Raw genomic sequence first — 19,194 nt, 5'->3', positions numbered from 1 at the left:
AGGAGAGGCGGACGTGACGTCCTGGCTTGTCCCCGGAAAGCTCCACATGTGGACAATCTCCCGGGGAGGCTGACGCGTCGCCCCTTGCTGCCATGGACCCCTCTGCGGGCTGACTGATTCGTGCGCTTCGACGACCGTTTCATAGATGAGCTGAAAAGCCGCCTGCGTCCCTCGGACGTCATCGGGCGGACGGTGAAGCTCAAGCGTCAGGGACGCGAGTTCGCCGGCCTGTCGCCCTTCACCAAGGAGAAGTCGCCGTCCTTCTTCGTCAACGACGAGAAGGGCTTCTTCCACGATTTCAGCTCGGGCAAGCACGGCGACATCATCAGCTTCCTGCAGGAGACCGAGCGCCTCAGCTTCGTCGAGGCGGTCGAGCGTCTGGCGGCCGAGGCGGGCATGGCCTTGCCCGCGCCCGACCCCCAGGCCGCCGAGCGCGAGCAGAAGCGCCAGGGCCTGGCCGACTGGATGGATCTGGCCCAGAAATGGTTCGCCGCCAATCTGCGCCGGTCCGTCGGCAAGGCCGCACGAGAGATGCTGGAGCGCCGCGGCCTGCCCGAGGACCAGTGGGACCGATTCGGCATCGGCTATGCGCCCAACGATCGCGAGGGCCTCAAGAACGCCCTGGTTCAGCGCGGGGCCAAGCCGTCCGAATTGGTGGACGCCGGGCTGCTGATCGCGCCGGAGGGGGGCGGGTCGCCCTATGACCGCTTCCGCGACCGGCTCATGTTCCCCATCCACGACGCGCGCGGACGCATCGTCAGCTTCGGCGGCCGGGCCATGAACCCCGACGACCGGGCCAAGTATCTGAACGGGCCCGAGACCACCCTCTTCCACAAGGGCGCGACCCTCTACGGCCTGCCCGAGGCCCGGCGCATCCTTGGCGCGGGCTCGAAGTCCGACGCCGCCATCGTGGTGGTGGAAGGCTACATGGACGTGATCGCCTGCCAGCGCGCCGGCATCCCCGCCGTGGCGCCCATGGGCACCGCCCTCACCGAGGAGCAGATGGCCCTGCTGTGGCGGGTCAGCGCCGAGCCCGTGCTGTGCTTCGACGGCGACCCGGCGGGCCAGCGCGCGGCGGGACGGGCCGTGGAGCGGGCGCTGCCCCAGCTGAAATCCGGCCGCTCCTTCCGCTTCGCCCTGCTAACCGGCGGCCAGGACCCCGACGACATCCTGCGCGACAAGGGCGCCCCCGCGCTCCGGAACGCCCTGTCCGAAACCCGCCCCTTCGCCGAGATGCTGTTCGAGCGCGAGCGGGACGCCGAGCCGCTGGACAGCCCCGAACGCAAGGCGGGACTGAAGGGGCGTCTCCGTCAGGCCGCCCAGGCCATTCAGGACGCGGATCTCGCCGAACAGTACCGCCGCGAGCTGTTCGAGCGGTTCGATGACCTTTTCCCGCGCCGCCCGGCGTTCCAGCCGCGCCAGCCCGGCGCCCGCTGGACGCCCGGCAAGCCCGCCATCATCGGCGCCACCGACGAGGGCAGGGCGGCGGTCACCGCCCTGTCCCGCTCCATCGAACCCGTGGCCGCGGCCCTGGCGCACGCAGCCATCGACGACCCGGAGCGGCTGGACGATCATCTGGAGGCCGTGGGCCGCCATGGCTTCGGTGATCCGGCCCTGACCGAGCTTGCGGACGAGGTGGTGCGGTTGCGGATGTCGGGTCTCGCCCTTGACAGCGCGGCCTTGCGCCGCCATCTGGCGCAATCGGGTCTGGATACGCTCATGCGTGAGGTCGAGAAGGCGGCGGCAAAGTCCGGTGCGCCATTCCTGGCAGCAAACGCGCCCCTCGCCGAAGCGCGGGCCCGATGGTCGCAGGCGTTCGACGCTCTGACCCGCATGGCGGCGTTGGAGGGAGCGCTTAGCTCAGCGAAGTCGGAGGCGCATCGCGGCTTCGACGCCTCGGCTTTCAGTCGTCTGAAAGCCGAGCGCGATGCATTGCGGCGAGCCATCAAGACTGGAACCTTATGGGACGAGGCGGCGGGTTCGTAACAAAGCCCGTCTTCGAACGTTGTTAAAGCCGGCGACCTATCGCGGCTGGAGAAACTGAATGAGCGCGCAGACCGAGACTCAAGAGGCGGAAACGACCAATGACGGGCCGCTGCTCGATCTGACTGACGCCGGCGTCAAGAAGTTCATCCGCCAGGCCAAGACCCGTGGCTTCGTCACGATGGAGGAGCTGAACAAGGTCCTGCCGTCCGAGGAGTTCACCCCCGACCAGATCGAAGACACCCTGGCCATGCTGTCGGAGATGGGCGTCAATGTGGTCGAGGCCGAGGAAGACGCCGAAGGCCAGACCACCGAGGTGGCCGAGCGCGCCGAAACCGCCGTGGCCGAGACGGGCGCCAAGCCCGCCTATGACCGGACCGATGACCCGGTGCGCATGTACCTGCGCGAAATGGGTTCGGTGGAGCTGCTGAGCCGCGAGGGCGAGATCGCCATCGCCAAGCGCATTGAGGCCGGCCGCGACGCCATGATCTCGGGTCTGTGCGAAAGCGCCCTGACGTTCGAGGCCATCATGGTGTGGCGCGACGAACTGGCCAACGGCCGCATCCTGCTGCGCGAGGTCATCGACCTGGACCAGACCTACGGCGGTCAGAATCCGCCCCAGGCCGAGGGCGAGGACGAGGACAGCGAGGAAGAGGGCGAGAAAGCCGAACCGGAGGCCAAGGCGGAAAAGCCCGAGGGTGAGGACGACGACGAGGACGACGACGACTTCGACGATGGCGGCGGCCTGTCCATTTCGGCCATGGAAGCCGAGCTGCGTGACGGGGTCATGGAGATCCTGGACGCCGTGGCCTCGGACTTCGATGCCTTCCGCAAGCTTCAGGACAAGCTGGTCGAGGCGCGCCTGAAGGGCGAGGCCCTGTCGACCAGGGACCAGAAGAACTACGAGGCCCTGACCCGGGCCATTTCGGACCGCCTTAAGACGCTGAAACTGAACAACAACCGCATCGAGGCGCTGGTCGAGCAGCTGTACGCCATCAACAAGCGCCTGATCGGCCTGGAAGGCCGCCTGCTGCGCCTCGCCGACAGCTACGGCATCTCGCGGCCCGAGTTCCTCAAGGCCTATTTCGGCGCCGAACTTGACCCGAGCTGGAGCGAGCGGGTCAAGGAGATGGGCGTACGCTGGACCAAGTTCAGCGACAACGAGGCCGACCAGATCGCCCAGATCCGCGGCGACGTGGCCGCCGTGGCCACCGAGGCCGGCCTGCCCATCGACGACTACCGTCGCATCGTCCAGACCGTCCAGAAGGGCGAGCGCGAGGCCCGTCAGGCCAAGAAGGAAATGGTCGAGGCCAACCTGCGCCTGGTCATCTCCATCGCCAAGAAATACACCAACCGCGGCCTGCAGTTCCTTGATCTCATTCAGGAAGGTAACATCGGCCTGATGAAGGCGGTGGACAAGTTCGAGTATCGCCGCGGCTACAAATTCTCCACCTACGCCACCTGGTGGATCCGTCAGGCGATCACCCGCTCCATCGCCGACCAGGCCCGCACTATCCGCATCCCGGTGCACATGATCGAGACGATCAACAAGATCGTCCGCACCCAGCGCCAGATGCTGCACGAGATCGGCCGCGAGGCGACGCCGGAAGAGCTGGCTGAACGTCTGGCCATGCCGCTGGAGAAGGTCCGCAAGGTCCTCAAGATCGCCAAGGAGCCCATCAGCCTCGAAACGCCCATCGGCGACGAGGAGGACTCGCACCTGGGCGACTTCATCGAGGACAAGAACGCGATCCTGCCCATCGACGCGGCCATCCAGTCGAACCTGCGGGAAACCACCACGCGCGTGCTGGCGTCCCTGACGCCCCGCGAGGAGCGAGTCCTGCGCATGCGCTTCGGCATCGGCATGAACACCGACCACACCCTCGAGGAAGTGGGTCAGCAGTTCAGCGTCACCCGCGAACGCATCCGTCAGATCGAGGCCAAGGCCCTGCGCAAGCTCAAGCACCCCAGCCGCAGCCGCAAGCTGCGCAGCTTCCTGGACAGCTGACGCCGGCTTCTGTCGGGGGTCAGCCCCCGACAGGCCGTTCCTTCATGGAGAAGGGCTGTTACAGCCCCGCCGCCCAGTCCGTCGCCCGGATCAGGGAATCCACGATGCCCGGCTCGCTGGAGGCGTGGCCGGCGTCGCCCACCACATCCAGCTTCGCTTCCGGGAAGGCCCGGTGCAGGGCCCAGGCGCCGGACATGGGCGTCACCACGTCGAAGCGGCCCTGGGCGATCCACGTCGGAATGTGCCGGATGCGCTCCACATTGTTCAGGATCCAGCCGTCCTGGGGGAAGAAGCCGCCGTTGGTGAAATAGTGGCACTCGATGCGCGCGAAGGCGACGGCGAACTCCGGCTCGGCGAACTTCTCGGGCCGCGCGGCTGGGCCCTCGACGCTGACCGTGTCGCCTTCCCAGCTGGACCAGGCCACAGCCGCTTCGTTGCGCACCGCCTCATCATCGCTGGTCAGACGCTTGTGATAGGCGGCCATCAGGTCGCCGCGCTCGGCCTCGGGGATAGGCTTGAGGAAGGCTTCCCACGCATCGGGGAAGATCATCGAGGCGCCGTCCTGATAGAACCAGTGCAGTTCCTTCTTCGTCAGCAGGAAGATGCCGCGCAGGATCAGGCTCTCGGCCCGCTCCGGATGGGTGATGGCATAGGCCAGCGACAGGGTGGAGCCCCACGACCCGCCGAACACCGACCACTTCTCGACCCCGCAGCGTTCGCGCAGCCGCTCGATGTCCTCGATCAGATCCCAGGTGGTGTTGTCTTCCAGGCTGGCGTTGGGCCGTGACTGGCCGCAGCCGCGCTGGTCGAACATGATGATCCGGTAGCGCGCCGGGTCGAAATAGCGCCGCATGGTCGGATTGACCGCGCCGCCCGGGCCGCCGTGCAGGACAAGAACCGGCTTGCCGTCCGGCGAGCCGGACTCCTCATAGTAGATCTCGTGCGCCGTGCCGGTGGCCATGAAGCCGGACGCGAAGGGCTCGATCTCGGGATACAGGGTGCGACGGTCGGGCTGATCCACGAAAATCGTCATACGCGCAACGCTCTCTCTGACTTCATACGGCCAAGCTTGGCTTGTCTTTCATGGGTAACGGGCGAACCGGGCAAATCCAACCTATTCGCCTCTTGCGAGTGATTTCCAAATGCGCTGGCGGGAAAGTCCTGCAAAATCAGACAAGGGCGGCGCGGATGACGGCGATGACCCGGTCCTGATCAGTCTCCATCAGGGTCGTGCTGGAGGGCAGGCACAGCCCTTGGGCGAAAATCGATTCGGCTGTGGCGCCGCCCACGCGGGGCGCATCCCTGAACACCGGCTGCAGGTGCATGGGCTTCCACGCCGGTCGGCTCTCGATCCCCCCGGCCTCAAGCGCCAGCCGCAGGGCTTCGGGTGTGATGCGGGCGTCGGGGCCCAGCAGCATGACGCTGAGCCAGCGGCTGTGCCGCCGCCCCGGTCCTTCAGGAGCGAAGCGCACGCCAGGCAGGTCAGACAGGGCGTCGTCATAGCGTTCAAAAATGGCCCGGCGCCGCGCCACCCGCGCCTCCAGCGTCTCCAGTTGCGCCAGGCCGATGGCCGCCGCCACCGCGCCCAGGCGGTAATTGTAGCCCACCTCGTCGTGCTCGTAGTGAACGGCCGGCCGTCGCGCGGCCGTCGACAGATAGCGCGCCCGCTCCATCAGGGCCGCGTCGTCGCTGACCAGCATGCCGCCGCCGCCGGTGGTGATGATCTTGTTGCCGTTGAAGGAGTAAGCCGCCATGAGCGCCCCGGCACCCGCGTGGCGTCCATTGAGCGTCGCCCCCACGGCCTCGGCTGAATCCAGGGCCACCGGCACGCCCCGGTCCGCCGCGATGTCGAGGATCGGCCCGATGTCGCAGCACTGGCCGTACAAGTCCGCCGGAACCACCGCCCGCACGCTCAGGCCCCGCGCCCGCGCCACGTCGAACGCCTCGGGCAGGCAGGCCGGGTCCAGACCCCAGGTGACCGGGTCCACATCGGCGAAGATCGGCGTCGCGCCCTGATAGATCACCGGCGCCACCCCGCCCATGAAGGTCAGGGTCGGGCAGATCACCGCCTCGCCGGGCTTCAGGTCCAGCAGGCGCAGCGCCAGATGCAGGGCCGCCGTGCCGGACGACACCGCCAGCGCGTGGGCGCGGCCGGTCAACTCGGCGAACGCCGTCTCGAACGCCGCCACCTGCGGCCCCATGGCCACATCGCCGGCCGCAAGGGCTTCAGCGACCAGCGCCTGTTCGCGCGCGCCGACCTCGGGCGCCGACAGCGGGATCATCGGGTGGGCCGGGCGGGCACGCCCGCCACCGTCTGGCCGTCGGCCACGTCCTTCATGACCACGGCCCCGGCGCCGACCACCGCCCAGGCGCCGATGCGCACGCCGGGCAGGACCCGCGCGCCCAGACCGATCAGCACGCCCTGGCCCACATGGACGCCGCCGCCCAGAACCGAGCCGGGGGCCACATGGGCGAAATCCTCGACCACGCAGTCGTGCTCGACAATGGCCCCGGTGTTGACGATCACATGGGCGCCGATGGACGCCCCCGCCTGGACGATGGCGCCCAGCGCCACCAGACTGCCGGCCCCGATCCGCGCCGCGGGATCCACCAGGGCCGAGGGGTGCACCGCCTGCATCCAGCCGCCCGGCGGCTTCGTTGCCGCCAGATCGCGGCGCACGCCGTTGTCGCCGATGGCCAGATGGGCGGGCAGGGGCGTGTTCAGCCCCGCCTCGCAGTCGCCGGACACCACCGCGCCGTCCACGGTTTCCCCCTGCCGTTCGGGCCGCTCGTCATACAGGGCCGTGACCCGGGCCCCCGAGGCCCGCAGGGCGGCGATGACCACCCGCGCATGGCCGCCGCTGCCGATCACCGCGCAGGCGTCCCGCGCCATCAGCCGTCACCCCGCAGGGCGGCGAACAGCAACACGACCCAGCCCGCGATCATCAGCGCCCCGCCTACCGGCGCCACCATGCCCATGGCCGGCAGGCTCATCAGGGCGATCATCGACAGCGCCAGCGCGAACACCAGCCCGCCCGACGCCGCCAGCCAGCCGGCGATCCGCGCCCACCGCCCGCCGCCGCTCCACAGGGCGCAGGCCACCGCCAGAACGGCGTGCACCATCTGATACTGCGCCCCGGTGGTCAGCAGGGCCTTGACCGCCGGGCCCGCCTCGTGGGCGGCGAAGGCGCCCAGCATCACGGCCATGGCCCCGTTGGCGGCGGCGAAGACGATCAGATGGCGATGCGCGGTCATGGCCGAACCGTGCCACGGATTCGCCGCGCCAGCCATGCCGGCGCCGCGCTCAGAGCGCCTTGGCCATCCGGTAATTGCGCAAGGTCTGGCCCCGCAGCGCCACGTCCTGGGCGGCCACGATATGGAAGCCGCGATGTTCGAACACCGGACGGGCGGTGATGCTGGCCTCTGTGAACAGCCGCGCCAGACCCTGATCCCGCGCCATGGCCTCGATCCGGTCCAGCAGGGCGCCCGCCACGCCGCGGCCCTGATGATCCGCGTCCACGAACAGCATGTCGATGTGGCCGTCCGGCTCCAGATCGCTGAAACCGGCGATCACGCCCTCGATTTCCGCCACCAGTGTGGGCCGCCCCAGCAGACGCGCCGCCCATGCCGCCCGGTCCGGCGTCCCGGGCGCCCAGGCCGCGATCTGCGCGGGCGTGTAGTCCCGCCCGGCCACGCGCCGCACCGCCCCGTTGAACAGGGCGATCAACGTGTCCAGATCGGCTGGCGTGTAGGGGCGGATGTGAACGACGGTCATCCCGGCCCATTGCCACGCTTGATCCGCGCGCGCCAGTTGACCCTGGGTGATCTTGCAGCCGCCCGCCATCCGCGCTTGGCTGCGGCCCGGAGGATGCGACCATGACCGGCTTTTCGTTCGAGACCACGCCGAGAATCCTGTGCGAGGACGGCGCTGCCCTGAAGCTGGCGGAATTCCTGAACGGCATCGGCGTGACCCGCCCGTTCATCGTCACCGACGCGGGACTGGTCGGCGCGGGCGTGGTCCAGCCGATTCTGGACGCCCTGGACGCGGCGGGTGTGACCGCCACAGTCTTCAGCGATGTGCTGGCCGACCCGCCGGAGGCCTCGATCATGGCGGCCGTGGCGGCGGCGCGGGAAGCGGATGCCGACGGCGTGGTGGGCCTGGGTGGCGGCTCGTCGCTGGACACCGCCAAGCTGGTGGCCCTGCTGGCGGGGACCGATCAGGCCCTGCCCGACATCTACGGCATCGGTCTGGCTCGGGGGCCGCGCCTGCCGCTGATTCAGGTTCCCACCACGGCGGGCACCGGGTCGGAAGTCACCAGCATCGCCATCGTCACCACCCCCGTCGACCAGAAGAAGGGGGTGGTCTCGCCCCTGCTGTATCCCGACGCGGCCATCCTCGATGCGACCCTGACCACGGGCCTGCCGCCGCGCGTCACGGCCATGACCGGGATCGACGCCATGGTCCACGCCATCGAGGCCTACACATCGAAACACAAGAAGAACCCGGTGTCCGACAGCCTGGCCGTCGCGGCGCTCAAGCTGCTGCACGCCAACATCCGCCGGGTCATCGCTGACGGCTCTGACCTGCCGGCGCGACGGGCCATGCTGCAGGGGTCGCTGCTGGCGGGCATGGCCTTCGCCAATGCGCCGGTGGCCGCCGTCCACGCCCTGGCCTATCCCATCGGCGGGATATTCCATGCGCCCCACGGCCTGTCCAACGCCCTGGTGCTGGGGCCGGTGCTGCGGTTCAACCTGCCCGCCGCCGGGCCGCTCTACGCCGAACTGGCCGCCGCCATCGGGCTGAACCCGGACGCCGCCGCCTTCGTGGACGAGATCGCCGCCCTGACCGCCGAGATGCCCATGGAGCAGCGCCTGTCTGACCTCGGGGTCGAGGTCCAGCATCTGGACCATCTGGCCCATGACGCCATGCAGGTGCAGCGCCTGCTGATCAACAATCCGCGCGAGGTGACGCTCGCCGACGCCCGCGCCCTGTATGAGGAAGCCCTGTGAGCGAGCCGCTGCCGATCCGCGCCGACTTCCCGGTCCTGCGGTCCATCACCACGCGCTGGATGGACAACGACGTCTACGGCCACGTCAACAATGTGGTCTATTACAGCTTCTTCGACACGGCGGTGAACGCGCACCTGATCGAGCAGGGGGTGCTGGACCCCGCCATCAGCCCCGTCATCGGCCTGGTTATCGAGACCGGCTGCCGCTACGCCGCCCCCATCACCTTTCCCGACCGGGTGGACGCCGGGCTTCGCGTGGCCCGCATCGGGACCAGCAGCGTGCGCTATGAAGTCGGCCTGTTCCGAAACGACGAGCCCGACGCCGCCGCCTTCGGTCACTTCACCCATGTCTATGTGAACCGCGAAACCCGCCGCCCGGTCCCCATTCCCGACGCCGTGCGAAAGGTGCTGGAGGCGCTGGTCGTCGCCTGACCGCGCACGGGTCTTGCGCCCGCCCGGCGACCGGGCTATGTCCGCGCCTCCCGACGGTTCGAGCCTTCGAACCCGGTCCGGATGGATGCGTAGCTCAGCGGGAGAGCACCTCGTTCACACCGAGGGGGTCACAGGTTCAATCCCTGTCGCATCCACCATTTTCCCAAGCGGCGAGGGATGTCCGGTTTGATGAACCCGATCGCCCGTCTTCTGATCCGACAGCGCCGCCGCTCCGCCGCCCTGGCCATGGGCGCCATGGGCGATCCGGTCGCCCTGTCGCGGCTGGAGTTGCACCGGCTGGCTGCGCGCGCATTCGACCGCGATCCCGCCGCCGCCCGCGCCTTTCCGGTGGAGCGTATCCGGTGCCTGACCGCGACCGGCCGGGCAGGGGAGGCGCTGGACGTCGCCCGCACCGTCGCGCCCCGGCCCGAGCATGATCTGGCCCTGTCCCTCAGCGCGTTCGATCCGGCCCTGGCCCTGACCAAATACGCAGGCCCCGACGCCTCCCTGCGCGCGGCCTTGATGCTGGCCGCGGGGCGCGGGGATGACGCGCGGCGCACCCTGGACACCGCCTTGGGCCCGCAGGCCGGCTTTCTGTGCGCTTCGCTGGACCGCCACGATCCGGCAAAGGCCCACCTCGCATGGTGCGAGGGCTACGGGGCGTGGAGCCTGTCGCCGCCCGAGCCCCTCGATCCGGCCCTCCCTGTCAGTGTCGTCAACGCCCGCGCCGACGCCTCGCCCGCCGTCGACGGCCCCCTGATCAGCGTCATCATGCCGTCGCGGAACGCCTCCCGCTGGGTCGCGGCGGCGGTGCGCTCGGTGCTGGACCAGAGCTGGCGCAACCTGGAGTTCCTGTTCGTTGATGACGCCTCCACTGACGACACCGCCGAGCGGGCGCTGGCCGCCGCCAATGGTGATCCGCGCTTCGTCCTGATCCGCCAGTCCGAACGGGGCGGCGCCTACACCGCCCGCAACGCCGCTCTGGCCCGGGCCGAAGGACATTGGGTGGCGGTTCAGGACTCCGATGAATGGGCCCACCCGGACCGGCTGGCCCGTCAGGTGGCCGAGATGCGGGCGCGCAAACTGACCGCACATTCCGGCCGCAGCCTGCGTGTGGACGCCGAAGGCGAAATCCACGCCCGGGGCGTCTGGCCCCTGACCCGCTGGGCCCCGTCGACCCTGATGTTCGAGCGCGAACCGGTCATGAGGCGCGCCGGCTATTTCCATCAGGTGCTCAGCGGTGCCGACAATGAATACTGGTGGCGGCTGGTGCAGCTGTTCGGCCCCCGTCGCGTCGCCATCTCGCGCACGCCGCTGATCCTGGGCGCCTGGCGCGCCGATTCCCTGACGGGGGCGAAGGACAGCGGCTTCGGCGCCGGGGGTTTCAATCTGGACCGGCTGATCTATTGGGAGCGCTGGTCCTTCTGGCACGCCCGCAACCTGCGCACGCCCGGCGCCCTGCGCCTTGAGGTGGGCGCCCAGCCGTTCCGGTCGCCGAAGAAGATCCTGCTCTGAGGCTCTACTTCACCGGCATCCGGCCGATGATCTGTTTCATGGTCTCGACCTTGGTCGGCAGGTCGGCGACCAGCCGGGACGCGATCTCGCGGGCGCCCACCGGATAGGCGTCGCCGCCCTCGGCGATCTCTTTCGACAGGGCCGTCGCCTCTAGCAGCAGCCGCTCCAGCGTCTCGACCTGCTCGACGGCGAGGGCGCGGGCCTCCAGCTGCAGACGCCTGACCCGCTCGCCCGTGGTCTCGGGCTTGCGCATCAGGTCATAGACCTCGGCCTCGGCATTCACCACGCGCAGGTTCGGTTCAGTCTTGCCATTGCCGGCCATGATGATCGCTCCTTCACGACGATGCTGACGCAGAATCGACAGCAGACGAAGCATGGCCGTGGACGGATGAACCTCGCTTGAGCGAATTGGGGCCGGACTGTGGCGGGCATGCATCAGGCCCTGTTCCGCCTTGGCACAGGTCCGGGTTTACGCACGCCCTTTCCCCGGAGCCCGGCGCCGTTTATGCCTGCGCCATGCCCAAGTTGACCTCGGCCATCGACGCCAATTCCCCTGCCTTCAAGACCCTGGAGGCCCATAACCGGTGCCTGCGCGACGAGCTGCGCGACAAGGTGGCGAAAGCCGCGCTGGGCGGGTCCGAGAAGTCCCGCGAGCGCCACGTCTCGCGCGGCAAGCTGCTGCCCCGCGACCGGGTGGAGCGGCTGCTGGACCCCGGCTCGCCGTTCCTCGAGGTGGGCCAGCTGGCCGCCAATGGCATGTACGGCGACGAGGCGCCGGGGGCCGGCATGATCTGCGGCGTGGGCCGGGTCTCGGGGCGCGAGGTCATGATCGTGGCCAATGACCCCACGGTGAAGGGCGGCGCCTACTTCCCCATGACGGTGAAGAAGCACCTGCGCGCCCAGGAGATCGCCGAACAGAACAATCTGCCGTGCGTCTATCTGGTGGACTCCGGCGGCGCCAACCTGCCCCACCAGGCCGAGGTCTTCCCCGACCGCGACCATTTCGGCCGCATCTTCTTCAACCAGGCCCGCATGTCGGCCCGGTCCATCCCCCAGATCGCCTGTGTCATGGGCTCCTGCACCGCCGGCGGCGCCTATGTGCCGGCCATGTCGGACGAGACCGTCATCGTGCGCAATCAGGGCACCATCTTCCTGGCCGGCCCGCCGCTGGTGAAGGCCGCCACCGGAGAGGTCATCAGCGCCGAACAGCTGGGCGGCGCCGAGACCCACGGCCGCCTGTCGGGCGTGGTGGACCATGTGGCCGAGAACGATGAACACGCCCTGCAGATCGTGCGCGACATCGTCGCCAATCTGAACACGGTCAAGCGGGTGGAGCTGGACCTGGCCGAGCCGGTCCCGCCCGCCTTCGATCCGGAAGAGCTCTACGGCATCATCCCCGACGACGTGCGGGCCCCCTATGACGTGCGCGAGGTCATCGCCCGCGTCGTCGACGGCTCAACCTTCGACGAGTTCAAGGCCCTGTACGGCACGTCGCTGGTCTGCGGCTTCGCCCGCATCTGGGGCCAGCCGGTGGCCATCCTGGCCAACAACGGCGTGCTGTTCAGCGAGAGCGCCCAGAAGGGCGCCCACTTCATCGAACTGGCCTGCAAGCGGAAGATCCCGCTGGTGTTCCTGCAGAACATCTCCGGCTTCATGGTGGGCGGCAAGTACGAGGCCGAGGGCATCGCCAAGCACGGGGCCAAGCTGGTGACGGCGGTGGCCAGCGCGGAAGTGCCCAAATTCACCGTCCTGATCGGCGGCAGTTTCGGGGCGGGCAACTACGGCATGTGCGGTCGGGCCTATTCGCCCCGCTTCCTGTTCACCTGGCCCAACAGCCGCATCTCGGTGATGGGCGGCGAGCAGGCCGCCAGCGTTCTGGCCACCGTCCATCGCGACGCCGACAGCTGGTCCGAGGCCGACGCCGAGGCCTTCAAGGCCCCGATCCGCCAGAAATACGAGGACGAGGGCAACCCCTATTACGCCACCGCGCGTTTATGGGACGACGGCGTCATCGACCCGGCCCAGACCCGCGACGTCCTGGGCCTGGCCATCAGCGCCAGCCTGAACGCCCCGATACCGGACACCACCTTCGGCGTGTTCAGGATGTAATTCCAATGGAGCAAGACATGGCCCAGACCCCCGAAGACCTCAACGCCCTGGACGTCACCGACGCCGAGGCCGCCGAGATGAACCGCATCAACCATCCGCTGGTGGCGGGCGCCGCGCCGGACGCCGACGACAAGCTGGCGGTGATCGACTCCACCCCCGACGGCATGGTGTTCATCACCATCAACCGGCCGTCAAAAAAGAACGCCTTTGACGCCGCGACCATCGCGGCCCTGCGCGAGGCGTTCGAGACGCTGCACGGCGCCGACCATGTGCGTGCCGTGTTCATCCGCGGCGCGGGCGGTGTGTTCAGCGCGGGCGCGGACCTGAACTGGATGCGTGACGCGGCCGACTGGTCCGAGAGCGACAACCGCGACGACGCCATGGGCCTGGCCGACATGCTCAAGGCGCTCTACGACATTCCGGCCCTGACGGTGGCCCTGGTCGAGGGTGCGGCCATGGGCGGCGGGGCGGGCATCGTCGCCGCCTGCGACATGGCCGTGGCGGTCAAGAGCGCCACCTTCGCCTTCTCCGAGGTCAAGCTGGGCCTGATCCCCGCCACCATCGCCCCCTATGTGGTCGAGGCCGTGGGCGCCCGCCGGGCCCGGGCCCTGTTCCTGACGGGCAATCCTTTCGACGCGGACTACGCCGCTCATGTGGGGCTGGTGGACGCAGTGGTGCCCGACGTGGACGCCCTGCACGGCTTCATCGACCAGATCACCAGCACCCTGACCGCCTGCGCGCCCGGCGCCATGGGCGAGGCCAAGCGGGTGGTCCATCTGGTGGCCAACCGGCGCATTGATTCCGGCCTGATGGACGACACCGCCCGCCTGATCGCCCGCGCGCGCGTCAGCGTCGAGGGCCAGGAAGGCGTCCGCGCCTTCCTCGACAAGCGCAAGCCGAACTGGGCGAAGTAGCCGATAACGGGGGCAGGGGGCATGACCAACGAACTGGAGACCGCGGCGGCGGCCTCGGCGGGGGGCTGGCTGCGCTTCCGGCGCAGACAGGCGGACATCCCGCCCGGCACGCCCTGCGCCAATTGCGAGACGCCGCTGGTCGGGACCTACTGCCATGCCTGCGGCCAGCTGGCCGAGGACTTCCACAAGTCCTTCTGGAAGCTGGGCAAGGAGGCGCTGGAGAGCTTCTTCCATCTGGACGGCCGTCTGGCCCGCACCCTGCCGCAGTTGATCCTGCGCCCCGGCCGCCTGACCCGCGACTATCTGGACGGCAAGCGCGCCTTTCAGGTGCCGCCGCTGCGCATGTTCCTGGTGATCCTCCTGCTCACCTTCGTGGTGGGCCAGTGCGCCCTGAACAGAGGCAGCGCCGACGAGTTTGTCGGGCAGGCCGGCGCCTCGGCGGCCGATCCCCGGTCCGCCCTCGATCAGGCGCGCGCGGAGATCGCCGCGGACGAAAGCATGACCGAGGAGGAGAAGCGCATCGCCGAGGCGGCCCTGGAGCGCAATTGGGGTGGCCTGGTTGCGGGGATTACGGCGGCCCGGGAAGCCGACCAGATCGTCGAGCAGCAGGCCACTGACCCCGCCGACAGTGAAAACCTCACGGCTTTCAGGGCCTGGGTGAACGAGCGGGCCGAGGGGATGCGGGCGGAACCTCGCCGCTTCTCCCTGCTCCTCGCCGTCTGGGCCCAGCGGGTGGTCATGCTCCTGCTGCCGGTCTCGGCCCTGATTCTGGCCTGTATGTTCTTCTGGCGGCGCGAGGTCTTCCTGTTCGACCACCTGATCTTCTCCATGCACTCCCTGTCGTTCCAGCTGCTGCTGATCACCACGACTTTCCTGCTGGCCATGGGGATCGGGCCCGTCGCCTGGAGCCTGCTGTGGCTGTCGCCCGTGCATCTGTTCGTCCACATGCGCGGGGCCTACGCCAGCAACACGGCCATGACCCTGCTGCGCATGTTCGTCCTGTTCACGGCCACCACCATCGCAGGCAGCTTCATGTTGCTGCTGTGGCTGTTTCTCGCCTTCAACGAAATGGCGAGCTGAGCCCGGACTTGTCTGGAGGAACGTCGTTCGCCACAGTAGCGGCGGCGGGGGCCGGGAGGGGATCATGCGTTCATGTCACGCGGCCATGGCGGCCGTCTTCGCCGCCGTGCTCGGGGTCATTCTGATCGGGGCGGCCGGTTCGGTCGTCGCCCAGTCGGTACCGAATTTCCGGTCTGATGCAGAACTGATCCGCTTCCTGACGGACAGTGAGGGCCATCTGAGGGTTCGTGCGCCGCCGCCCCATGCGCCGCCGCCGCCGCCCGCGCCGCCGCCGCCTCCAGGCGCCCAGCCTGCGACGCCGAACGCGCCCTCCATCACCAACACCCAGCTGGCCGGCATCGACGAGGGCGGCATCGTCAAGGTCTCCGGCGAGCATCTGGTGATCCTGCGCCGGGGCCGTGTGTTCAGCGTCTCCATGGCCGACGGCGCGCTGGAGCCGGTGGACGCCATCGACGCCTTCGCGCCCGGAGTCGATCCCAGCCACACCTGGTACGACGAGATGCTGGTCATCGGCGACATGGTGACGGTGATCGGCTTCAGCTATTCGCGCGGCGGGACCGAGATCAATCGCTTCCGCCTGTCGCCCGAGGGGCGTTTCACCTTCGTCGACAGCCATCAGCTGCGGGCCAGCGACTATTTCTCGTACAGCAACTACGCCTCGCGCCTGATCGGGACGCAGCTGATCGTCTATTCACCGCTGCGCTTCAGCTACGACGGGGATGACGTCCTGAACGCCCTGCCGGGGATCAGCCGCTGGACCGAGGGCCAGGACGAACCGGCGTTCCGGCGTATCGCCCGCAGCCAGGATGTCTACATGCCGCGCGTCCTGCAGCGCGCCGGGGCCGAATACGTCGCGATGATGCATGTGGTCTATCGCTGCGACCTGGCGGCGGTCGAGCTGGACTGCGCCGCGACCATGGTCATGGGCGACGACTACGCGACCTTCTTCGTCTCGCACAACGCGGCCTATCTCTGGAACGAGGTCGCTCACGAGATCGGAGAGTTCGCTTTCGTCTATCGCTTCGGCCACGACGGCGGTCCGGTGACCGCCGCCCAGGTCTGGGAGGCCCCGCTCGGTCCGCTAGGCTTCCACGCCAATACGGAAGCCGGCCGCCTGGACATGCTCGTGGCCGCGCGCGGATCCATACCGCAATGGGGTGATCAGCCCACGGGCGTTGCCCTGCTGCGCCTGCCCACGTCGCGCTTTGGCGACGGGTCGCGGGCGCCCATGCTGTCCGACTACCAGTTCACGCCGGGCCAGGGGCTCTACCACAGCCTCATCACCGCCCACCGCTTCATCGGCGACTGGGCCTTCTACAGCACGACCACAGGGCCGGGCGCCTATTACGGCCAGCCGGCCGCCACCATGCCCGCCCAATTGGTGGCGGTCCCCATCGCGCCCGGCGAGCCCGTGCTCCTCGACCTGCCTGACGGCGTGGCGCGCATCGAACAGATCGGGCGCGACGCCCTGGCCGTCGGCGGACAGGAAGAGGTCACCTTCACCACCCTGGATCTGTCATCCGGCGCGCCCACGCTCGGGCCCCGTCACGTTCAGCCCCGCGCCAGCCAGACGGAGTCGCGCAGCCACGCCTTCTTCTTCCGGCCCGACGCGGGGGGCGAGGACGGGTTGCTGGGCCTGCCCATACTGTCAAACCGGCCGCCCGATGAGGAATGGGGCGAGTGGACGCCCCATGCGGCCATGCTGTTCCTGCGGCGTCAGACGCGCGCGCTGTCCCCGCTCGGGCGTCTGGACGCGTCCGGGGACGGCGTCCGCGACGACGGCTGCCGGGTGTCCTGCGTGGACTGGTACGGCAACGCCCGTCCCATCTTCCTCGGCGACCGGATATTCGCCCTGATGGGCTACGAGATCGTCGAGGGCCGTCTGGAGGGCGATGGGGTTCAGGAAGTACGCCGGGCCGACTTCGCCCCGTCCGTCCCGGTTGCGGAGTAACGACAGGGCTTTCGCCAGATCGCGTGGTCTGGGATAGGGTCGCCCCATGTTCAAATCCGTTTTGGTCGCCAACCGTGGCGAGATCGCCTGTCGCGTCTTCCGCACCGCCCGCGCCATGGGCGTGCGCACCATCGCCGTCTATTCCGAGGCGGACGCCGACGCCCTGCATGTGCGTGAGGCGGACGATGCCGTGTTGATCGGCCCGGCCGCCGCCCGCGAGTCCTATCTGGACGCGAAGAAGGTGCTGGCCGCCGCGAAGGAGACCGGGGCCGAGGCCATCCATCCCGGCTACGGCTTCCTGTCCGAGAACGCCGACTTCGCCGAGGCGGTCATGGCCGCCGGGCTGGTCTGGATCGGCCCGCCGCCCGCCGCCATCCGCGCCATGGGCCTGAAGGACGCGGCCAAGACCCTGATGGACAAGGCAGGCGTGCCCGTCACCCCCGGCTATCTGGGCGAGGACCAGTCGCTGGAACGCCTCCAGAAGGAGGCCGACGCCATCGGCTATCCGGTGCTGATCAAGGCCGTCGCCGGCGGCGGCGGCAAGGGCATGAAGAAGGTCGAGCGCTCGGCTGACTTCGCCGCCGGTCTCGCGGGCGCCCAGCGGGAAGGGGAGGCCTCGTTCGGCGATCCTCGCGTCCTGATCGAGAAATACATCACCCGCCCGCGCCACATCGAGGTGCAGGTGTTTGGCGATTCCACCGGCGAGGTCGTCCACCTGTACGAGCGCGACTGCTCGCTGCAGCGCCGCCACCAGAAGGTGATCGAGGAGGCCCCGGCCCCCGGCATGGACTCCGAGACGCGCAAGGCCGTCACCGACGCCGCCGTTCGCGCGGCCAAGGCGGTGAACTATGTGGGCGCCGGCACAATCGAGTTCATCGCCGACGCCTCCGAGGGCCTCAAGCCCGACCGCATCTGGTTCATGGAGATGAACACCCGTCTGCAGGTGGAGCACCCGGTCACCGAGGCGATCACGGGCGTCGATCTGGTGGAATGGCAGTTCCGCGTGGCTGCGGGCGAGCCCCTGCCGCTTCAACAGGACAAGATCCAGCTGGACGGCTGGGCCATGGAGGCCCGCCTCTACGCCGAGGACCCGGCCAACGGCTTTCTGCCGAGCATCGGCAAGCTTGAGCATTTTGTCATGCCGGACGACGCCCGGGTCGACACCGGCGTGGAGCAGGGAGGCGAAGTCAGCCAGCACTACGATCCCATGATCGCCAAGCTGATCGTGCAGGCGGAGACGCGGGAAGAGGCGGCCGAAGCGCTGGCCGAAGCTTGTGCCGCAGTCGAGGTCTGGCCGGTGAAAACCAACGCTGGCTTCCTCGTGCGCTGCCTGGAGCACCCGCGCTTCGTGGAGGGGGATGTGGACACGGGCTTCATCGGCGCGGAGGAGGAGACTCTTCTCTCCGCGCCGGCGAGTGATTTGCCGCTGACCGCCGCCTTGGGCTGGAAGGTTGAAGACTTCGTCGGCGCCGCTCACGACAACGACCTTTGGGGCCCTTCTCCCGCGCATCTTTTCGGGTTCCGGCTCAACGGCGAGCGGCAGTCGGCACGTCTGAAGTTCAGGCAGGACGGTACGCCGCGCGAGGCGGAGATCAGTGTGGTGCAACGCGCTGGCGATTGGGACTTCGAATTCACAGTTGATGGCGCCCCACTGGATTACAGCGATCTGGACGCCGGCGAGCCTCTGCCGACGACGCATGGCGAGACCGTTATCCGGACTTTCCGCAACGGCGACGTCTCCGTCTTTGATTTCGGGCCCGTCGGCGGGTCAGCCACCGCCGCCGCCTCCGACGGCTCCCTCCGCGCGCCCATGCCCGGCAAGATCGTCGCCGTCTCGGCCGAGCCCGGCCAGACCGTCGCCAAGGGCCAGTCCATCGTCGTGCTGGAAGCCATGAAGATGGAGCACGCCCTGACCGCGCCCTTCGACGGGGTGGTGGGCGAACTGGGCGTCGCGGTGGGCGATCAGGTGACCGACGGCGCGGTGCTGGCGACCATCACGGCGTCGGAAGACGCTGCGTAGCTTTATTCCACCGCTCACCCCAGCGAAGGCTGGGGTCCAGATCGTAAGACTGAGGCGGCTTGGGCGAAGGCGTCTTCAATCCGGCACGCCCAGAGTTCGCCATCTGGACCCCAGCCTTCGCTGGGGTGAGCGGAAAGGCGTGGTCGGAAATCTGCCCGCCCATGTGTCCCGAA

The 19,194-nt window shown here is 68.9% G+C and carries 16 protein-coding genes and 1 tRNA gene; 11 read left to right on the top strand and 6 right to left on the bottom strand.

Annotated elements, in window-relative coordinates; genetic code table 11:
• Window positions 1-120: 120 nt before the first annotated feature.
• Entirely contained in the window at window positions 121-1,986 is a 1,866-nt protein-coding gene (dnaG, locus tag C0461_RS01330) for a DNA primase (protein WP_292103281.1), read from the top strand.
• Window positions 1,987-2,044: 58 nt separating this feature from the next.
• The gene (gene rpoD / locus C0461_RS01325; protein WP_292103280.1) at window positions 2,045-3,991 is read left to right on the top strand and encodes an RNA polymerase sigma factor RpoD; all 1,947 of its coding nucleotides are present in this window, start codon (window positions 2,045-2,047) and stop codon (window positions 3,989-3,991) included.
• Window positions 3,992-4,049: 58 nt separating this feature from the next.
• Here rpoD and pip read toward each other — a convergent pair whose 3' ends face one another.
• The 5 genes from pip to C0461_RS01300 form a co-directional block, all read right to left on the bottom strand.
• Window positions 4,050-5,024 (bottom strand): prolyl aminopeptidase, encoded by a 975-nt coding sequence (gene pip / locus C0461_RS01320; RefSeq protein WP_292103279.1) that lies wholly within the window; start codon window positions 5,022-5,024, stop codon window positions 4,050-4,052.
• Window positions 5,025-5,160: 136 nt separating this feature from the next.
• Entirely contained in the window at window positions 5,161-6,273 is a 1,113-nt protein-coding gene (locus C0461_RS01315) for a DegT/DnrJ/EryC1/StrS family aminotransferase (RefSeq protein ID WP_292103278.1), read from the bottom strand.
• The gene (locus C0461_RS01310; protein WP_196838229.1) at window positions 6,270-6,884 is read right to left on the bottom strand and encodes a NeuD/PglB/VioB family sugar acetyltransferase; all 615 of its coding nucleotides are present in this window, start codon (window positions 6,882-6,884) and stop codon (window positions 6,270-6,272) included. Before C0461_RS01310 ends, C0461_RS01315 begins: the two co-directional genes overlap by 4 nt.
• Complete coding sequence (locus tag C0461_RS01305) at window positions 6,884-7,282, bottom strand: DUF423 domain-containing protein (protein WP_292103275.1); 399 nt, start codon at window positions 7,280-7,282, stop codon at window positions 6,884-6,886. Before C0461_RS01305 ends, C0461_RS01310 begins: the two co-directional genes overlap by 1 nt.
• A 13-nt stretch (window positions 7,283-7,295) precedes the next feature.
• Window positions 7,296-7,766: a GNAT family N-acetyltransferase gene (locus tag C0461_RS01300; protein WP_292103273.1), complete on the bottom strand. Its 471-nt coding sequence runs from the start codon at window positions 7,764-7,766 to the stop codon at window positions 7,296-7,298.
• A 101-nt stretch (window positions 7,767-7,867) separates the two neighbouring features.
• Here C0461_RS01300 and C0461_RS01295 point away from each other — a divergent pair, with 101 nt between their 5' ends.
• The 4 genes from C0461_RS01295 to C0461_RS01280 all read left to right on the top strand — a co-directional run bounded on the left by C0461_RS01295 (window position 7,868) and on the right by C0461_RS01280 (window position 10,947).
• Window positions 7,868-9,001 carry an iron-containing alcohol dehydrogenase gene (locus tag C0461_RS01295; protein WP_292103271.1) on the top strand — a complete coding sequence of 378 codons (1,134 nt, stop codon included), beginning with the start codon at window positions 7,868-7,870 and terminating at the stop codon, window positions 8,999-9,001.
• Window positions 8,998-9,432, top strand: a complete 435-nt coding sequence (locus C0461_RS01290) for a thioesterase family protein (protein ID WP_292103269.1) — start codon at window positions 8,998-9,000, stop codon at window positions 9,430-9,432. The genes C0461_RS01295 and C0461_RS01290 overlap by 4 nt, the downstream gene beginning before the upstream one ends.
• 83 nt (window positions 9,433-9,515) lie before the next feature.
• Window positions 9,516-9,590 (top strand) — tRNA-Val (locus C0461_RS01285).
• 31 nt (window positions 9,591-9,621) lie between these two features.
• The gene (locus C0461_RS01280) at window positions 9,622-10,947 is read left to right on the top strand and encodes a glycosyltransferase family A protein (protein ID WP_292103268.1); all 1,326 of its coding nucleotides are present in this window, start codon (window positions 9,622-9,624) and stop codon (window positions 10,945-10,947) included.
• Between the two features lie 4 nt (window positions 10,948-10,951).
• Here C0461_RS01280 and C0461_RS01275 read toward each other — a convergent pair whose 3' ends face one another.
• On the bottom strand, window positions 10,952-11,269 hold the full coding sequence (locus C0461_RS01275; protein ID WP_292103267.1) for a hypothetical protein: 318 nt from the start codon (window positions 11,267-11,269) through the stop codon (window positions 10,952-10,954).
• Between the two features lie 194 nt (window positions 11,270-11,463).
• Here C0461_RS01275 and C0461_RS01270 point away from each other — a divergent pair, with 194 nt between their 5' ends.
• The 5 genes from C0461_RS01270 to C0461_RS01250 all read left to right on the top strand — a co-directional run bounded on the left by C0461_RS01270 (window position 11,464) and on the right by C0461_RS01250 (window position 19,021).
• A complete protein-coding gene (locus C0461_RS01270) occupies window positions 11,464-13,056 on the top strand; it encodes a carboxyl transferase domain-containing protein (RefSeq protein WP_292103266.1) in 1,593 nt (530 codons plus the stop codon).
• Between the two features lie 17 nt (window positions 13,057-13,073).
• Complete coding sequence (locus C0461_RS01265) at window positions 13,074-13,970, top strand: enoyl-CoA hydratase-related protein (protein WP_292103265.1); 897 nt, start codon at window positions 13,074-13,076, stop codon at window positions 13,968-13,970.
• A 21-nt stretch (window positions 13,971-13,991) separates the two neighbouring features.
• Window positions 13,992-15,050, top strand: a complete 1,059-nt coding sequence (locus C0461_RS01260; protein WP_292103264.1) for a DUF3667 domain-containing protein — start codon at window positions 13,992-13,994, stop codon at window positions 15,048-15,050.
• A 64-nt stretch (window positions 15,051-15,114) separates the two neighbouring features.
• A complete protein-coding gene (locus tag C0461_RS01255; protein WP_292103262.1) occupies window positions 15,115-17,001 on the top strand; it encodes a beta-propeller domain-containing protein in 1,887 nt (628 codons plus the stop codon).
• A 46-nt stretch (window positions 17,002-17,047) separates the two neighbouring features.
• On the top strand, window positions 17,048-19,021 hold the full coding sequence (locus tag C0461_RS01250; protein ID WP_292103261.1) for an acetyl/propionyl/methylcrotonyl-CoA carboxylase subunit alpha: 1,974 nt from the start codon (window positions 17,048-17,050) through the stop codon (window positions 19,019-19,021).
• Window positions 19,022-19,194: the final 173 nt, after the last annotated feature.

Source organism: Brevundimonas sp., assembly GCF_013823285.1.
GTDB lineage: Bacteria > Pseudomonadota > Alphaproteobacteria > Caulobacterales > Caulobacteraceae > Brevundimonas.
This window is presented reverse-complemented; position numbering and strand designations above follow the sequence as displayed.

What these genes read in the sequence shown, in the direction of transcription:
- rpoD (WP_292103280.1), top strand. Translation starts at nt 2,045, where the DNA reads ATGAGCGCGCAGACCGAGACTCAAGAGGCGGAAACGACCAATGACGGG.
- pip (WP_292103279.1), bottom strand. Translation starts at nt 5,024, where the DNA reads ATGACGATTTTCGTGGATCAGCCCGACCGTCGCACCCTGTATCCCGAG.
- C0461_RS01315 (WP_292103278.1), bottom strand. Translation starts at nt 6,273, where the DNA reads ATGATCCCGCTGTCGGCGCCCGAGGTCGGCGCGCGCGAACAGGCGCTG.
- C0461_RS01310 (WP_196838229.1), bottom strand. Translation starts at nt 6,884, where the DNA reads ATGGCGCGGGACGCCTGCGCGGTGATCGGCAGCGGCGGCCATGCGCGG.
- C0461_RS01305 (WP_292103275.1), bottom strand. Translation starts at nt 7,282, where the DNA reads ATGGCTGGCGCGGCGAATCCGTGGCACGGTTCGGCCATGACCGCGCAT.
- C0461_RS01300 (WP_292103273.1), bottom strand. Translation starts at nt 7,766, where the DNA reads ATGACCGTCGTTCACATCCGCCCCTACACGCCAGCCGATCTGGACACG.
- C0461_RS01295 (WP_292103271.1), top strand. Translation starts at nt 7,868, where the DNA reads ATGACCGGCTTTTCGTTCGAGACCACGCCGAGAATCCTGTGCGAGGAC.
- C0461_RS01280 (WP_292103268.1), top strand. Translation starts at nt 9,622, where the DNA reads ATGAACCCGATCGCCCGTCTTCTGATCCGACAGCGCCGCCGCTCCGCC.
- C0461_RS01275 (WP_292103267.1), bottom strand. Translation starts at nt 11,269, where the DNA reads ATGGCCGGCAATGGCAAGACTGAACCGAACCTGCGCGTGGTGAATGCC.
- C0461_RS01270 (WP_292103266.1), top strand. Translation starts at nt 11,464, where the DNA reads ATGCCCAAGTTGACCTCGGCCATCGACGCCAATTCCCCTGCCTTCAAG.
- C0461_RS01265 (WP_292103265.1), top strand. Translation starts at nt 13,074, where the DNA reads ATGGCCCAGACCCCCGAAGACCTCAACGCCCTGGACGTCACCGACGCC.
- C0461_RS01260 (WP_292103264.1), top strand. Translation starts at nt 13,992, where the DNA reads ATGACCAACGAACTGGAGACCGCGGCGGCGGCCTCGGCGGGGGGCTGG.
- C0461_RS01255 (WP_292103262.1), top strand. Translation starts at nt 15,115, where the DNA reads ATGCGTTCATGTCACGCGGCCATGGCGGCCGTCTTCGCCGCCGTGCTC.
- C0461_RS01250 (WP_292103261.1), top strand. Translation starts at nt 17,048, where the DNA reads ATGTTCAAATCCGTTTTGGTCGCCAACCGTGGCGAGATCGCCTGTCGC.